This window comes from Bacillus atrophaeus (assembly GCF_001584335.1).
Lineage (GTDB): Bacteria > Bacillota > Bacilli > Bacillales > Bacillaceae > Bacillus > Bacillus atrophaeus.
Window position 1 is genome coordinate 143,408 of the sequence record NZ_LSBB01000002.1, and the last position, 15,741, is coordinate 159,148.

Genomic DNA, 15,741 nt, shown 5'->3' on the forward strand with positions numbered 1-15,741 from the left:
TTTTTTCAATTATTCTACAGTCAAATGATTCAGTGCTTGCTTCGCGTTTTCTCTCGCTTTTTCGACTGTGTCCGCGGCAGAGAGCGCAACCGCCATGCGGCGCCCGATTTTTGTGACAGGTTTTCCAAATACGCGAACCTGGGTATTCGGCACTGCCAAAGCTTGTTCCAGTCCGCTTACTGTGTAATCCGCCAGCTCTTCCGGCGCTTTCAGCGGGCGGCTCGCTCCCGCCGAAAGCTGTGTAATTTCCGGGATCGGAAATCCTAAGATGGCCCGTATGTGCAGCGCAAATTCTGACAGCGGCTGTGTGACGAGCGTGACCAGCCCTGTATCATGCGGACGGGGGGACACTTCGCTGAAATAGACTTTATTTTTCGCTAGGAAAAGCTCTACGCCGAACAAACCGTATCCGCCAAGCTCATCCGTAATCGTCTTCGCAATATGCTTCGCCTCTTCAATTTGCTGTTCTGTCATTTGATGAGGCTGCCATGATTCAATATAGTCTCCGTCCTTTTGGACATGCCCGATCGGCGCGCAAAACGCAGTACCGTTCACCGCACGTACAGTAAGAAGCGTGATTTCTGATTCAAAGGGAATAAATTCCTCCACAATGACTCTGCCGTTTTTCACTCTTCCGCCTTCCATTGCCATTTCCCAGCAGCCTTCCAAATCGTCTTCTGAGCGGCACACACTCTGCCCTTTGCCTGAAGAGCTCATAAGCGGCTTCACAACACAGGGAAAGCCAATCTGACCTGCCGCTTGAGTGAATTCTTCATATGTATCCGCAAACTCATAGCCGGCCGTTGACAGACCCAAGGTTTCAGCCGCCAGCCTTCTGATGCCTTCCCGATCCATCGTAAGCTTTGCCGCACGCGCATTCGGAATGACGCGGAATCCTTCTGCCTCAAGCTTCAACAGCTCGTCCGTGGCGATTGCCTCCACCTCAGGCACAATCAAATCCGGTTTTTCTTTCTCAATCACTTCTCTGATCTGCTCCCGATTCAGCATATCAACAACATAGCTTTTATGCGCAACCTGCATGGCCGGCGCATGCTCATAACTATCAACCGCCACCGTCTCCACCCCAAGACGCTGCGCTTCAATGACTACCTCTTTCCCCAATTCGCCTGAACCCAGTAACAAAACCTTCTTTGATTGATACATGTCTTTAGCCCTCCTCTATTCACCAATCATTATAAACTGAAATATTAGAAAAATGAATTTTCCAATTAAAAAAGGCAAGATAAGAAACTGGTCTTATTTTGCCTTTTTCACTCTTTATTCTAAAGACTCGATCGCCGCAATGACTTCCGCTTCACTAAATGCCCCCATTAAGCATAGAGATTCCTCCGGCTTACAAGCATGTGCGGCGATATCCCGTTTCGCTTGCTCCTGATTTTCCAGTATGCCTAAATCGCTCAGCTTTACCGGGAAGCCAAGCTTTTGATAAAACGGAATGATCTCCTGAATTTCGTTTGTCCGCGCTTCTAGGGCAAGCTGCACCAATATTCCATACGCGACCTTTTGCCCGTGCAGCACATGATGGGTTTCTTGAATAAAGCTAAGCCCGTTATGAATCGCGTGAGCCCCTGCCATTCTGCCATAGCGCCCCGCATAGCCGCCCACAGTGCCCGCAAGTGTAATAATCGTTTCCAAGACATTCGTTAAAGAAGAGGAGGACTCTCCTTTTTCAATGCTTTCCACCGCCTGAAGGCCTTCGTTCAATAAGATATCGCGAATATAGACGGATTGCCTTAAACCCGCTTGGACCATCAAGGAAAGAGAGTCCTTTGTGTTCCTGACAACTGCTTCCGCTTCATACCACTTGGCGAGAGTATCACCGATTCCGCTTTTGACATATTCAATCGGTGAAGAAAGAAGCAATAACGGATCAACGAGCGTCACATAACTTGAGCGCTTATGATAATTCACCCTGATAAAATTACCTTGTTCATCGTAGATCACGCTTAACGGCGTGCTCGCCGCGCATGTTCCGGGAATCGTCGGAATGGTTATCACTTCTATATCTAAACGATCAGCCGCCGCTTTCGCTGTGTCTAAAACCGTTCCACCGCCAATCCCGATCAAGACATCTGCTTCACCTGCTTCCTCAGCAATCCCGCGGATCGCTTCAGGTGAGCTATACCCCTCATGCTGAATCACTTTCCATTCTGAAGGGAGCGCCGTATACGTTGTAAACGCTTCATATGATTTATTTCCGGTGACCACGACAGGATGGTGAAATCCATTCAAAAACTCCTGAAGCTCTTTTACGATTCCTTCCTTACATACGTATTGATTCGGACCGCTTCGCACAATATCTTCAGGCTGCATATGAATCTCTCCTCTTTTTTCTACCCATCATCTCACTCTCATGAAAAAGTTGTCAAACATCTATGACACAAGAATCGCTGATCAGCGCCTGTGGAGGAGTCCCTCCGTTGACGCGCAAATCAAGACAATATCCCGCTTCTTTTTCCGCCGCCTTTTACAGCACACCAGCCATCAATGGCATAAGCGCTGAAATTCTGCAAGAGAATGACTTGGATGGCTCTTCTGGGAGGAGCGCTTACACTGTTGGGACTCTACATTTCAGAGCTGAAACCAAAACCGAAATAGAAGGAGGAACGGATTTACAGGCGGGATGCATAACCAGCATCCTTTTTTCCTTTTGTCCTATGTTTGCCACCTATGAATGAACGCACAAAACAGAATGGAGGAATTACGATGGATGAAATGGTATTACAAACACAGGAATGGCTGAACGAAACATACGGCGGAAAGCATGGGTACAACACCGTGGAAGAGAATGGGAAAACAGGCTGGCAGACGATCTACGGGCTGACACGAGCCCTTCAAATTGAACTGGGAATATCAGAACCGGCCGATAACTTTGGTCCGACGACACAAAAGTTATTTAAGCCATTGAAACGGCAAGCACCTGATTCAGAACCAAACAACATGAATTATATTTTGCAAGGAGCGCTTTGGTGCAAAGGTTTTAGTCCGGGCGGATTTACAGGCGTTTTCTTTGAGCAAACGGAAAACGCTGTAAAGAAATTTCAGAAAGCTGCCGGTCTCACAACACAGGACGGTGTTGTAACAGCATTAATTATGAAAGCCTTATTGGACATGAGCGCTTTTAGACTTGTACCTGGAGGGAATTCAAGAGTCCGTCAGATTCAACAAAACTTAAACCGAGATTATAATGACTACATCGGTTTAATGCCTTGTGATGGATTATATGCCCGTGACACAAATAAAGCGCTCATTTATGCGCTGCAAAAAGAAGAGGGCATGAGTACAAGTGTCGCGAATGGTTTCTTTGGCAACGGCACTACAAACCTATGCCCTACATTGACTCCCGGAGATTCGAGAACAGGGTTTGTTCTGATTGTCCAATATGCCCTTTATTGTAATGGTAAATCATTCGATCCTGGTGAATTTGACGGCAAATATGGTGTCGGTGTAGTTTCAGCAGTCAAAGCGTTTCAAGAGTTCATGTGCCTGCCTCAAACCGGTTATGCGGATATGCCGACAATTAAAGCTTTATTATCAAGTTCAGGCGACACAACACGAACAGCTTCCGCCTGTGATACAGCCACTATATTAACAGCAGAAACAGCTCAAACACTGCGTAACAACGGATATAAGATTGTAGGTAGATATTTGACAGGAAATGTGCGTACAAGCAGCGGCCTCGCATCAAAAGCACTGACGGCAAAAGAGCTTTCAACCATTTTTGACGCAGGCTTAAGAGTCTTTCCTATTTATCAAGACGGCGGCTACGAATCCTCTTACTTTGTAAAAGACCAAGGAACAAGAGATGCGTATAGTGCTGCATCAGCGGCACGCAGACTAGGCTTCCCATCAGGAACGACCATTTATTTTGCAGTCGATTTTGATGCCTACGATTATGAAGTAACAGATAAAATTATTCCTTATTTCCAAGAAATCAAGTCAGCTTTTGCGAAAATGCAGACATTTTCTACTGCGCCTAAATATGAGATCGGAGTGTACGGCCCGCGAAACATCTGTATCCGAACAGCAGAGGCAGAGTTAACAAAATATAGTTTTGTCGCAAATATGTCAACAGGTTTCAGCGGCAACCTCGGCTACCCAATGCCGGATAACTGGGCGTTTGATCAATTTTATGAGGGAACAATCGGGAGCGGAGACGGAAGCATCGCGATTGATAAAGATAGCTTTTCCGGCAGAGATAAGGCTGTTGCAAGCGTTGAACCTCCATCTGACCCCGTTTACGACGCTCGATTACGTACATTAACGAATATCCTGTCCAGCATTCCGGCGTTAGACAATTTAACGGGGCTTGCTAATGCTATGTTTGAATTTGATACGACTGAAACGATTTTCACATCACCGAATTTGGATATCATCTTATCCACTTCACTTTTAGCTACAATACCTAGTGAAGGGTCGCCAAATACGATAAGTGTTACAAATGGGAAACCTGGGGCATATATTACTGGTTTGTTAGGGGATACACAAACGTCATTAACAGCATCACAAATGGATTCTTACCAAAATTTATTAAATAACATCAGTCTATCAGTTAGAAATGGTTTTATAGAAATATATATTCATCCATCCGCTGATTCACTAGATATTCAATTTAAAGTATATACACCAGACATTCCGACAGGGGACGGGGCTACAACTGGACTTACTACTACTATTACATTTAAAATAAAACAAAAGCATTTCCAATTACCAGAAACAGAAACAGTTTTTTCACCAGATTGGGAATCAATTCTTACTGGCACGGCTATAGGAGCGGGTGTGGTATTAGGAGTTATTGTCTTAATAACAGCTGCTCCTGAAGCAGTAGTAGTAGGAGGTGCTACAGCGTTTATAAGTGCATTTTTAGCTTTATTCCCTTCCGCAAATAAATAATAGCTTAGCACTACATGATAACGATACAGTTAATCATGTAGTGCTCTGATTTTTAAGGAGGAACTGTATGAATCTAGATCAACAAACATACAAAGAAACCCAAAAAACAGCAGAATCCATTTTACTACAGTATAGTAAAAATGATAATGAACTACTGGCTTTTTTAAAAAAACAGGACTCTTTCATGCTTAATCAATTAAAAATATTCTTTAGCGAGCCTCAACTGACACTTATCCATAGTATAAAAATCGTAGTCTATGGAACATTGGTTACTTTATTTATGTATTTTGTAACTAATGAAATGCCCCATGTATGGAGTTTATCTTTCAGATTATTTCTTGTCGTGATAGGATTCATCTGGCTCGCCTCTTGCTTTAAAAACGCAAAAGCCATTCAAATTTCCCAAAACTTCAAAAAGAAATCTGAACACGCTAGGATTGTTGGGATGATAGAATTTATTTTAGAAAATAAATATAAAGACAGCATTAATAAATAAATCTGCATTGGTATAAATTCCTTTCTCACATTCTTTGTAAATGAGAAAAGCAGATCCACATCCGATCTGCTTTTCTTTATATTCTTATTAGATACAGATGCAGTTTCCTTTCCAGATCCCTCCATCATCAGAATCAAGCAATAGAACATGCTACATTTATGACAGCTTTTTTTTCATTAACTGCTGAGTTCATAATGATTTTCTTTGTATCACAGCCATCGTAATGTACGAAACAACAAGTGAGGCCAAGCTATAAATAACAGCCCATCCTAAAAAAGAAGCATTAAAAACAGTAAAAGTGAGAACAAGAGAAATAATCAAACTGAACAACGGCATAATGTACTTTTTTTTAAATAAATACGTCCCCACGATGGATAATACAATAATGCCAAGCGGCAAAACGACAAACGCAAGATCTAACTCATCCATAAAAGAACCTCCTCTTATATCACTTCATCATATGTTTGCTTAAGGATATGATCACTAAAAAGATATTTTTTACACAAACATTTCACAAAACCTATAATACTTTAAGTAGATTGTATACGGCCTTCAATCGACATCCCAGTATATTCCTTTACCACTTACCCTTTACAGTCCCTGAAAAAACAGCCTTGCACCGCTGTCTCACATCTCAGACCTTTAATCTAAAAAACTTTAAAATTGAAATGTGACAAACTATTTACATTTTCTGCGGACTGTGATAATTTAAGAAAGCGCTATCACACACAAGTTAATAAGTTGGACGGAGATGAGGAGAGCCAGAAGATACCACCCCTTTTGAAAGGGGGATTTTCTGGCTCTTTTTGTTTTTTGAAGAGAGGAATGTCGTACAGACATACTGAACTATTTCCAATAAAGGGGAGGATTATATGTTTAATATTTTCAAACCGGCTCCGCATATCGAGAGACTGGATGAATCAAAGACGGATGCAGCTTACAAGCGTTTAAGACTGCAAGTGTTTATGGGGATTTTCATAGGCTATGCAGGCTACTATCTGCTTCGGAAAAATTTCGCTTTTGCGATCCCATATCTTCAGGAAGAAGGGTTTTCAAAATCTGAACTGGGATTGGTGCTTGCCGCTGTGTCCATTGCTTACGGATTCAGTAAGTTCATCATGGGGATGGTGTCTGACCGCTGTAACCCGAGGTATTTCCTCGCGACGGGCTTATTTTTATCTGCCATTGTCAATATTTTGTTTGTTTCTATGCCTTGGGTGACCTCAAGCGTCACCATCATGTTTATCTTTATGTTTATCAATGGTTGGTTTCAAGGAATGGGCTGGCCTCCATGCGGAAGGACGATGGCCCATTGGTTTTCCATCAGTGAACGCGGCACCAAAATGTCGATATGGAATGTCGCCCACAATATAGGCGGCGGTATTCTTGCGCCTCTTGTCACTCTTGGAATCGCTATGTTTGTAACTTGGAAAAGCGTGTTCTTCTTTCCGGCTATCATCGCTATTATTATCTCATTTTTGATTGTTCTTCTTGTTCGGGACACACCTCAATCTGTCGGTCTTCCGCCAATTGAAGAGTATCGAAATGATTACCCGAAACACGCTTTTAAAGATCAAGAAAAAGAAATGACCACCAAAGAAATCCTTTTTCAATACGTTCTTAACAACAAATTTCTTTGGTATATCGCATTTGCGAATGTGTTTGTATATTTTGTGCGGTACGGTGTCGTCGACTGGGCGCCTACCTATTTAACCGAAGCAAAAGGATTTTCTCCGGAAGATTCTCGCTGGTCTTATTTCCTTTATGAATATGCAGGAATTCCGGGAACCATCTTATGCGGCTGGATCAGTGACCGCTTTTTCAAAAGCCGCCGCGCACCGGCAGGCGTTTTGTTTATGGCGGGTGTTTTCATCGCCGTATTGGTGTATTGGCTAAATCCTGCGGGCAATCCGTTGGTAGATAACATTGCTCTCATCAGCATCGGCTTCTTAATCTACGGACCTGTTATGCTGATTGGTTTGCAAGCCATTGACCTCGCACCGAAAAAAGCCGCCGGAACAGCTGCGGGTTTGACCGGATTCTTTGGCTATATCGGAGGATCAGCCTTCGCCAATGCGGTAATGGGATTTGTCGTTGACCAGTATGACTGGACTGGCGGCTTTATCATGCTTATCTCTTCTTGTGTGCTGGCTATTGTGTTCTTGTCGCTAACATGGAATACAGGAAAAAGAGCGGAGCATGTTTAAGAAAGTATTATGATTTTAAGCTCGTCCATACAGCAGCAAAAATTGAAAAAATCTTAACGAAAATAAATAAAAAATTAATATTTTCTAAAAACGCTATTCATATCGTTTTTTTATGATGGGGATGGGTCACAATTGCTGCACTGTTTAACTTAAGGGGGATTATAGAATGAGGAAAAATAGATTACTAGTTTTGGTATTGTTGTCTTTTAGCTTGGTGGCATTTATTTGTCCGCCTGTCTCTGCCAAGTCAAAGGGGAACCTGCTGTCTCCTGACCGTATCCTGACTGTCGCTCACCGGGGAGCTTCCGGATATGTGCCGGAGCACACGATATTGTCCTACGAAACGGCCCAAAAAATGAAAGCCGATTATATTGAATTGGATTTACAGATGACAAAAGACGGCAAGTTAATTGTGATGCATGATGAAAAATTAGACCGTACCACAAACGGAGAAGGCTGGGTCAAAGACTACACGCTTGCAGAAATCAAGCAGCTTGACGCGGGATCATGGTTTAATGAAGCCTATCCGGAAAAAGCAAAGGCTCGGTACGTCGGCCTTCAAGTTCCTACATTGGATGAGGTATTAGACCATTTCGGAAAGCATGCCAACTATTACATTGAAACAAAATCGCCTGATACGTATCCTGGTATGGAAGAAAAACTGATCGCTTCCTTACAAAAACATAAACTGATAGGAAAACATAAAAAGCCGGGACAAGTTATCATTCAATCTTTCAGTAAAGAAAGCCTGTTAAAAATTCATCAATTGAATGCTAACTTGCCGACTGTTCAGTTATTAGAAGCAGAACAGATTGCATCTATGACAGATTCTGAGTTAGCAGAAATGAAAACATACGCGGTTGGGGCGGGACCGGATTATAAAGCGCTGAACGCTGAAAATGTCCGAAAAATCCGCAGCCACGGCCTTCTGCTGCACCCTTATACTGTGAACACAGAACCTGATATGCGTCATCTGCTGAACTTGGGAGTTACCGGGGTGTTTACGAATTACCCGGATGTGTTTCATCATGTGAAAAAATCCTATAAAAAGTAACAAAAATGATATAAAAAAACCTNNAGGTTTTTTTATATCATTTTATTCTTTCCCGGCAGCGGCTTCAGCCTGCGCACCTGCCAGCTGATCATTGATCTCTTTCGCATCCTTTAAATACTCTGTCTGGAAGCCGCTCTTAAGCGCCCACACATAGAAACCTAATGATACAACGGCAATAACCGCCATATCCCATCCATAAGTAATGACATTCAGGCCGCCGAATTTTTCACTGCCCAGGTATGAAATCATCATCATACATAACAGATAAAAGACCATCCAGGCGCCGCCTTTGAAGTTTTGCCGAAAGCCTTTCCACTTCGCTTTCGCCTGATAATAGAAGTAAATCGGCAGACCGATCAGGATAATAAATAACACCTGTCCTGTTAACGGCCAGCGCGCCCAGTACAGCACGAGTGACGCAAAGATAAAACCAAGCGGCGCGATCACGCTTAAGCCTTTTAAGCGAAGCGGCCTATACAAATCTTTTCCTGTCCGTCTCAAGGTCATAACGGTAACAGGTCCGGTAATATATGAAATTAACGTTGCCACCGAGATGATTTCAGCTAAGACGCCCCATCCTCTGAACAAGAATAAAAATATGAATGAAACAGCCAAATTAAAGAACATCGCTTGGCGCGGGACGCCGTAAATCGGGTGCAGCTTCCCTAACACGCTCGGCAAGTATTTGTTTTTCTCCATGCCGTAAATCATCCGGGAAGTTGTCGCTGTATACGTAATCCCCGTCCCAGATGGTGATACAAACGCATCCGCATACAAAACAATCACAAGCCAGTTAATATTCAGCGCAATCGCCAAATCGGCAAAAGGAGAATTAAAATTAAGATGGCTCCAGCCATTTGCAATCATCGAAGGGTCAACGGCTCCGATAAACGCGACCTGCAAAAGCACATAAATTACAGTAGCCACTAACAGAGACCCCACAACCGCAATGGGAATCGATCTCCCGGGATTCTTTGCTTCCCCCGCCATATTGATCGGACTCTGGAAACCGTTAAACGCAAACACGATCCCGGAAGTCGCCACAGCCGTCAGCACACTCGCCCATCCATTTGGCGCAATGCTTTGGCCTGAGGTGAAATTCTCTCCATGAAATCCGACAAACACAAGAGCGCCAATTGTAAGTCCCGGTATAATAATTTTAAAAATGGTGATCAGTGAATTTGCTTTTGAAAACAAGTTGACTGTCCAATAGTTCAGCAAAAAATAAATCACAAGCAAAACAGAAGCGAATATCAGCCCCTCCCCAGTCAGCGTGCCATTATGAACTAGATCGCCTGTCCATTTCGCCCATTCCCAAGGCCATGAACTCATATACTGAACAGATGCAACCGCCTCTACCGGAATAACGGATACAATTGCAATCCAGTTGGCCCACCCTGCAATAAATCCGATAAACGAACCGTGTGAGTATTGCGTATATTTCACCATTCCCCCTGCTTCAGGGAACATTGATCCGAGTTCACTATAAGAAAGCGCAATAAATAAAATAACGACCATTCCGATAATCCAAGAAATAATAGCAGCCGGCCCGGCAATCTGCGCTGCCCGCCATGCACCGAATAACCAGCCTGAGCCGATCATCGACCCAAGTCCGACCATCATGAGTGCAAACGTTCCCATTCTCCGATGTAATTGATTCATATAAGAGACACCTTTCATGTAACTGCAATTTTTATTATTTTACTAATAATATTATTATTCTGATTACTTTCCTTTGTCAATATTTATCGAGAAATATCGAATCATAATTTAAAGTCAATGTAAAACATATTCCTTTATAGGAATAAAGGATCATTTATGTCAGATACATTTTCATCTTGAGCTTTACACATGAATAGGTTTAATAAAACAGGGAGCGGGAATGTAATCTGCAACAACAATTTTAAATAGAAAGGAGTTCATCAACATGAAACAAAAACTGTTAATCTCAGGTCTCGCTGTTTCAACTGTCGGCATCACTTCTTATCTATTGAAAGATCAATCAAACCGCCAAAAGGTTAAAAACTTTATTTACGATGTGAAAAGAAAATTTTCCAGTGAGCCAAACATTGATGCTTTCCCCGTAAATAAAGCAGGCAATCCGCACCCCGACGATATTGAAGACAACAAAATGGTGTCCGAAGGCTCTATGTTTCCCGTGCAATACCATGATGAAAAGACAAAATAAAGAGTGATCTTCCACGCTTTATAACTCGCATGTAAACACAAATCGAATTCAACAAAAAATGGCCTGCAAATGATTTGCAGGCCATTTTCATTTCCGTCTAATACGGCTCATAACAAATCCGCTTTCAGGCAAGGACGGCATTCTGACCAAACTGTAACTTAGATCTTGCTCAGGAACTTCATATTCAATGTGGTTAATAAGAAAATCGAGAGTTACTTTCATAACTTCGATCGTAATACCCTCACCCGGACAGCGGTGTCCCTTGGCAGGATCGCCCCCTCCTTGGGGAATTAAATCAAATAACTGGTCCTTCCGATCCTTAAATCGTTCCGGACGGAATTCATTCGGATCTTCCCACAGGCGAGCGTCATGATTCGTACCGTATAGATCAAGCAAAACCAGCATTCCTTCTTTGAATTCGCATTGATTCCAAACAAAATCTTTTCGCGCCTGGGCACCAAGAAAAGGGCCAAACGGATAGAAGCGCCGAACTTCCTGGACAAACATTTCAAGATCATCGCCATTTCCTGACTTCAGCTTTTCTTTATACTCTGGATGATTATGTAATGCTAAAGCAGAAAACGTGATAAAGGTTGAAATCGCCACAATAGGCCGCAACACATTGATGAGTTCAACCGCAGCCATTTGGGTATCCAGCCGGCTTCCATCCAGTTCAGTGTGAAATGCCATTTCATAAAGCGCCGTTCCTTTCTCAGCTTCCGTCTTTCCGGCTCGCACATTTTCAATAATGTCCCGAATCCACTCTTCAGCTCTCGGTCTCGCTCTTCTGCCTTTCCAGTGCCGCGGCCCAACAGCCCCAAATGCATCCACCATCGCACTGAAGTCATCCGCACGCTCTTTGACTTCCGATTCTTCCAGGGGAACCCCGGCCCACTGGCAGGCAATTTTGCATAACACGTTCTTGGCTTCCTCAAAAAGCTCTACCTTCTCTGCACCTTCCCATTTACTGAGAGCGGCCAGCCACTGATCCATGGCAAGCTCGGCTAATCGTTTTTGATGCGGCGGCGTCATTAATGACATAAAAAGAAGCTTTCGATGAGTATGAGCATCACCATCCATCGTCTGAATGGCATCTACGCCAAATAACGTCTTCAGTAATCGCTTCGGCAATGCGCCATTTCGCTTCATTCGCTCAGGATCATAAAATATCTTTGCCGCTTCTTCCCCGCTCATACAAATCGCCTTTTGCCCCAGCAAGCGCGTTTCAAACAGGTCTGACTGATATCGGTCAACCCTATTTTTAATAAACAAATATCCTTCCCGCATCATAGCCAGACTGTTGTCCAGAGCTTTATCATGCGGGACCTGTTTATCCATTGACATCACTATCTACTCCTTTTGTCTTGTCTGGCAGTTTATACAATAAAAGCCTTTCCTTTCTTTTTTTCACGTTATAAAACGAATTAAACATCATCTACCCTTTAAGTATTGAAACACCCAGCCGATTTTATGCGCAGCAGCCCTATCAGTCATTCGGATAAAAAATTCTTACAAATATATTGGCTGAAGCAGTACACTTAGATAAAAGGCAATACAGCAGGATACATAGAAATGTTCAAAGAAAAACAAAGGGAGGGAACGGGTATGAAAAAATGGTTGTATATATTCATTTTATTTTTGATTGCAGGATTAGGAAGCACATCATCAGCTGATGCCAAAATGCCTGGTGAAAAGAGTGTGAATGTAAGCAAACTGAACGTAGACGAATTCTTCAAAGACCGCGACGGAACATTTATACTCCATGACGTGCAGAAGGACAAAACATTTGTATACAATGAATCAAGAGCCAAAGAAAGACAAACTCCGCAGTCCACATTTAAAGTGCCGAACGCTTTAATTGGATTGCAAGTAAAGGCGGTTCGTGATGAATATGATGTGAAACGATGGGACGGGACAGAGCGCGAATTCGAATCATGGAACCGGGATCATACCCTCGGCTCAGCGATGCGCGATTCTGTCATCTGGTATTATCAAGCGATGGCCAGGGATATCGGCGGAGACCGGATGAAGGATTGGCTTCATCGTATCTCTTACGGAAATGAAGACATAAGCGGCGGAATCGACCAATTTTGGTTACAAAGCTCCTTGAAGATTTCTCCATTGGAAGAGAAAGATTTTATAGAACGCCTGTATAAAGAAGATCTACCTTTTGACAAGCCTATTATGAAAACAGTCAAACGAATGATGATCCAAGAAGAAGGCGATCACTATACACTGTACGGCAAAACAGGAACAAGATTAACAGACTATGGATTGGGCTGGTTTGTTGGGTTTATTACAACGGATAACCATTCCTATATATTTGTCACAAATGTAGATGCCTCAGGAACCGCAGCGAAAAACATCACAACCGATATTTTAAAAAAGTATCATCTGATAACAAACTAAAAGACGCCTAAAAGTCCTGTATACGGAATACAGGACTTTTTAAGCTTGGCTATATATTATGTTCAAAACAATAATGGTTCACTAATTCTTCTATCTCATCGTGATCAGGAAATTCACTATTGAATTCAAAACGAATTTCCTCCACAAACTTTCCGTGATGATAGACATGAATGGCCCCATTTTGTCTGATTACACTAAACTCCGGCTCAAACGTATAGCCATTTCGTTCAATGGCACCCATTCCGCTTCCCGCCTTTCCTTACTGCCCTCAGAACAGCAATTCATAAACCTCGTTTAACTCGCTTGCCCGCTGTTGGTCTTGTTCATTTTGAGCGTACTTGATTTCTTTTTCTAATATAGTATTCAGATAAGACATTTCATCATCATTTAAATCCTTTACAAAGTTGCCTTCCCCCGTATAATGCCGAGTTAACATCTTCTTGTAAATTCGCTGGCATATATCGTTTTCAAGATGATTGGAAAGCGATTCCCGTAAATAGCCCAAGGTTTTATCCATTCAATGATCTCCTTTGCTTCAGATCTATATTCTATAGGTTGCTGAAATGATCATAATTCATACAAACAATTTCAAAAACCCAAGACACTTTATTCCAAATTGCACCTTCGTAAACAAAACATACAGCAAGAAATCACCAGACTGGATAAAACCCAAAAAGAAAAACCTGTATATTGAAAACAGGTTTTTGGTTCAGTTTATATTTTTTATCAAAATGAATGATGAGTTCGTCAGTTCGACACTTTATCATCGATTTGTACATCTAGCGGGACACGCTTGCCAATCCCGAATGCATAATAACTAATGACCACGAGGCCAAGAAAAATGATCCCTACAATCAGAGAAATACGTGTATCATCATTAAATCCCATACCGATTAACACCATAATTAAGAATGCAATCGTTAAGTAGTTTGTCACAGGCGCAAAAGGCATCTTGAATGGATGTTTATCTATCTCAGCACCTTTTGCTCTTCTGAATCCAATATGGCTGAACAAAATGATAAACCATGGAATCATACCCGGAAGCACGCTTGCACTGTATACGTACACAAATATCTTTGGCGGCGCAATATAGTTTAAAACAACACCAACTGCCAAACCGATAAGGACAGCAATCGTACCGTATAACGGCACACCATTACGAGAGATTTTCGCAAAGAATTTCGGCGCTTGTCCATTCACTCCCAATGTATAAAGCATACGTCCCGCACTGAAAATACCGCTATTACAGCCGGACATTGCCGCTGTAATCACGACAAAGTTAATAATACCAGCCGCTGCTGTAATCCCAATTTTTGCGAAAGTTGAAACAAACGGGCTTCCAAGTGAATTCAACTGGTCCCAAGGATAAACCGTGACAATCACAAAAATAGCACCGATATAGAATATTAAAATACGCCAAATAATACTGCGAATTGCGCTTGTTAACGTTTTTTGCGGATTTTGCGCTTCGCCGGCCGTAATCCCAATCAGTTCAACACCTTGATAAGCTGCGATTACAAGAGATAAAGCAAAGAAAAATCCAGAGAAACCGCCTGTAAAGAAACCGCCATGTGCCCAAAGATTAGATAATCCGATGGCATGTCCGCCGTTACCAAACCCAAAGAAAATAATACCGAGCCCAGCAATAATCATTAATACAATGGTAACGATTTTAATCATCGCAAACCAAAATTCAAATTCACCGAATGATTTAACTGAAATTAAGTTCGCCGCTCCAAGAATTGCCATCGCGATGATACCGGGTATCCAAGCAGGCAGATCCGGAAACCAGTACTGCATGTATGAACCAACAGCTATAATTTCAGACATCCCGACAATCACCCACTGGAACCAGTTACTCCAAGCAGTCATATAACCGGCTAATGGATGTATATACTTATGGCCAAACGTCGCAAAGGAACCCGTACTTGGCTCTACATACAACATTTCTCCCATCGCACGCATCACAAAAAAGATAAATATTCCGCAGATTGCATAAGCAAGCAGAACAGACGGACCCGTCCATTTAATCGTGCTGGCTGAACCCATAAATAAACCAACACCAATTGTACCGCCCAACGCAATCATCTGAATATGACGCGCTTTTAATCCTCTCTTCAACTCTTTATTTGCCACTCCGCTTCCTCCTCTTAACCGCGCTGATATATTTGAAATAATGAAGCAGAAGGTGCACCTTTTTGAACCTGACTCATTCTTCATTTCTCGTAATATTGGAAATTTTCTATTTTTCTCTTGTTATAAAATCTCCAATTTCCTTTTCTCATCATAATAAATTTCCGTGGAAAATACAATTGTTTTTTTCAGGTAAACACCTTCCGATCTTAAGATGAACACTTCAAATGAAATCGCTTTCATTTTATTAAATTATGAATATTAAGATAATAAATGATAGACAGCCGCAAAAAAATAGTCACTCGCTTTTCATCTCATGCCCCCCATCTAAAAGAAATGT

14 protein-coding genes and 1 pseudogene are annotated in these 15,741 nt (G+C 42.3%); 7 read left to right on the plus strand and 8 right to left on the minus strand.

Going from position 1 to position 15,741, the window contains the following annotated elements; genetic code table 11:
• Positions 1 to 9 precede the first annotated feature (9 nt).
• Entirely contained in the window at positions 10 to 1,164 is a 1,155-nt protein-coding gene (gene purT, locus AXI57_RS05645) for a phosphoribosylglycinamide formyltransferase 2 (protein WP_061669501.1), read from the minus strand.
• A gap of 114 nt (positions 1,165 to 1,278) precedes the next feature.
• The gene (locus AXI57_RS05650) at positions 1,279 to 2,334 is read right to left on the minus strand and encodes an iron-containing alcohol dehydrogenase family protein (RefSeq protein ID WP_061669502.1); all 1,056 of its coding nucleotides are present in this window, start codon (positions 2,332 to 2,334) and stop codon (positions 1,279 to 1,281) included.
• A 182-nt stretch (positions 2,335 to 2,516) separates the two neighbouring features.
• Between AXI57_RS05650 and AXI57_RS21920 the strand changes: the two are divergent.
• From AXI57_RS21920 to AXI57_RS05665, 3 genes and pseudogenes are all read left to right on the plus strand, one after another.
• A pseudogene (locus AXI57_RS21920) lies at positions 2,517 to 2,619 on the plus strand (hypothetical protein); the annotation flags it as partial.
• Between the two features lie 108 nt (positions 2,620 to 2,727).
• Positions 2,728 to 4,914, plus strand: a complete 2,187-nt coding sequence (locus AXI57_RS05660; RefSeq protein WP_061669503.1) for a glycoside hydrolase domain-containing protein — start codon at positions 2,728 to 2,730, stop codon at positions 4,912 to 4,914.
• 67 nt (positions 4,915 to 4,981) lie between these two features.
• Complete coding sequence (locus AXI57_RS05665; RefSeq protein WP_061669504.1) at positions 4,982 to 5,410, plus strand: hypothetical protein; 429 nt, start codon at positions 4,982 to 4,984, stop codon at positions 5,408 to 5,410.
• 189 nt (positions 5,411 to 5,599) lie between these two features.
• Here the strand turns inward: AXI57_RS05665 and AXI57_RS05670 are convergent, their stop codons facing one another.
• Positions 5,600 to 5,839: a DUF2651 family protein gene (locus AXI57_RS05670; RefSeq protein ID WP_003327910.1), complete on the minus strand. Its 240-nt coding sequence runs from the start codon at positions 5,837 to 5,839 to the stop codon at positions 5,600 to 5,602.
• Positions 5,840 to 6,282: 443 nt separating this feature from the next.
• Between AXI57_RS05670 and glpT the strand changes: the two genes are divergently transcribed.
• Together glpT and AXI57_RS05680 are read left to right on the plus strand one after the other, a co-directional pair.
• Positions 6,283 to 7,617: a glycerol-3-phosphate transporter gene (gene glpT, locus AXI57_RS05675; RefSeq protein ID WP_003327909.1), complete on the plus strand. Its 1,335-nt coding sequence runs from the start codon at positions 6,283 to 6,285 to the stop codon at positions 7,615 to 7,617.
• Positions 7,618 to 7,783: 166 nt separating this feature from the next.
• Entirely contained in the window at positions 7,784 to 8,671 is an 888-nt protein-coding gene (locus AXI57_RS05680; RefSeq protein ID WP_061669505.1) for a glycerophosphodiester phosphodiesterase, read from the plus strand.
• Between the two features lie 42 nt (positions 8,672 to 8,713).
• Here AXI57_RS05680 and AXI57_RS05685 read toward each other — a convergent pair whose 3' ends face one another.
• On the minus strand, positions 8,714 to 10,333 hold the full coding sequence (locus AXI57_RS05685; protein ID WP_061669506.1) for an APC family permease: 1,620 nt from the start codon (positions 10,331 to 10,333) through the stop codon (positions 8,714 to 8,716).
• Between the two features lie 265 nt (positions 10,334 to 10,598).
• Here AXI57_RS05685 and AXI57_RS05690 point away from each other — a divergent pair, with 265 nt between their 5' ends.
• Positions 10,599 to 10,859, plus strand: a complete 261-nt coding sequence (locus tag AXI57_RS05690) for a hypothetical protein (RefSeq protein ID WP_061669507.1) — start codon at positions 10,599 to 10,601, stop codon at positions 10,857 to 10,859.
• Between the two features lie 87 nt (positions 10,860 to 10,946).
• On the opposite strand, the gene AXI57_RS05695 is transcribed toward AXI57_RS05690, so the two are convergent.
• The gene (locus tag AXI57_RS05695; protein WP_061669545.1) at positions 10,947 to 12,197 is read right to left on the minus strand and encodes a CYP152 family fatty-acid peroxygenase CypC; all 1,251 of its coding nucleotides are present in this window, start codon (positions 12,195 to 12,197) and stop codon (positions 10,947 to 10,949) included.
• 267 nt (positions 12,198 to 12,464) lie between these two features.
• Here AXI57_RS05695 and blaOXA point away from each other — a divergent pair, with 267 nt between their 5' ends.
• Entirely contained in the window at positions 12,465 to 13,268 is an 804-nt protein-coding gene (gene blaOXA / locus AXI57_RS05700) for a class D beta-lactamase (RefSeq protein WP_061669546.1), read from the plus strand.
• Between the two features lie 49 nt (positions 13,269 to 13,317).
• On the opposite strand, the gene AXI57_RS05705 is transcribed toward blaOXA, so the two are convergent.
• The 3 genes from AXI57_RS05705 to AXI57_RS05715 all read right to left on the minus strand — a co-directional run bounded on the left by AXI57_RS05705 (position 13,318) and on the right by AXI57_RS05715 (position 15,404).
• On the minus strand, positions 13,318 to 13,509 hold the full coding sequence (locus tag AXI57_RS05705; protein ID WP_061669508.1) for a YbxH family protein: 192 nt from the start codon (positions 13,507 to 13,509) through the stop codon (positions 13,318 to 13,320).
• A 27-nt stretch (positions 13,510 to 13,536) separates the two neighbouring features.
• On the minus strand, positions 13,537 to 13,785 hold the full coding sequence (locus AXI57_RS05710; RefSeq protein ID WP_003327902.1) for a sigma-G-dependent sporulation-specific acid-soluble spore protein CsgA: 249 nt from the start codon (positions 13,783 to 13,785) through the stop codon (positions 13,537 to 13,539).
• A 230-nt stretch (positions 13,786 to 14,015) separates the two neighbouring features.
• Entirely contained in the window at positions 14,016 to 15,404 is a 1,389-nt protein-coding gene (locus tag AXI57_RS05715; RefSeq protein ID WP_003327901.1) for an amino acid permease, read from the minus strand.
• Positions 15,405 to 15,741: the final 337 nt, after the last annotated feature.

What these genes read in the sequence shown, in the direction of transcription:
- purT (WP_061669501.1), bottom strand. Translation starts at nt 1,164, where the DNA reads ATGTATCAATCAAAGAAGGTTTTGTTACTGGGTTCAGGCGAATTGGGG.
- AXI57_RS05650 (WP_061669502.1), bottom strand. Translation starts at nt 2,334, where the DNA reads ATGCAGCCTGAAGATATTGTGCGAAGCGGTCCGAATCAATACGTATGT.
- AXI57_RS05660 (WP_061669503.1), top strand. Translation starts at nt 2,728, where the DNA reads ATGGATGAAATGGTATTACAAACACAGGAATGGCTGAACGAAACATAC.
- AXI57_RS05665 (WP_061669504.1), top strand. Translation starts at nt 4,982, where the DNA reads ATGAATCTAGATCAACAAACATACAAAGAAACCCAAAAAACAGCAGAA.
- AXI57_RS05670 (WP_003327910.1), bottom strand. Translation starts at nt 5,839, where the DNA reads ATGGATGAGTTAGATCTTGCGTTTGTCGTTTTGCCGCTTGGCATTATT.
- glpT (WP_003327909.1), top strand. Translation starts at nt 6,283, where the DNA reads ATGTTTAATATTTTCAAACCGGCTCCGCATATCGAGAGACTGGATGAA.
- AXI57_RS05680 (WP_061669505.1), top strand. Translation starts at nt 7,784, where the DNA reads ATGAGGAAAAATAGATTACTAGTTTTGGTATTGTTGTCTTTTAGCTTG.
- AXI57_RS05685 (WP_061669506.1), bottom strand. Translation starts at nt 10,333, where the DNA reads ATGAATCAATTACATCGGAGAATGGGAACGTTTGCACTCATGATGGTC.
- AXI57_RS05690 (WP_061669507.1), top strand. Translation starts at nt 10,599, where the DNA reads ATGAAACAAAAACTGTTAATCTCAGGTCTCGCTGTTTCAACTGTCGGC.
- AXI57_RS05695 (WP_061669545.1), bottom strand. Translation starts at nt 12,197, where the DNA reads ATGGATAAACAGGTCCCGCATGATAAAGCTCTGGACAACAGTCTGGCT.
- blaOXA (WP_061669546.1), top strand. Translation starts at nt 12,465, where the DNA reads ATGAAAAAATGGTTGTATATATTCATTTTATTTTTGATTGCAGGATTA.
- AXI57_RS05705 (WP_061669508.1), bottom strand. Translation starts at nt 13,509, where the DNA reads ATGGGTGCCATTGAACGAAATGGCTATACGTTTGAGCCGGAGTTTAGT.
- AXI57_RS05710 (WP_003327902.1), bottom strand. Translation starts at nt 13,785, where the DNA reads ATGGATAAAACCTTGGGCTATTTACGGGAATCGCTTTCCAATCATCTT.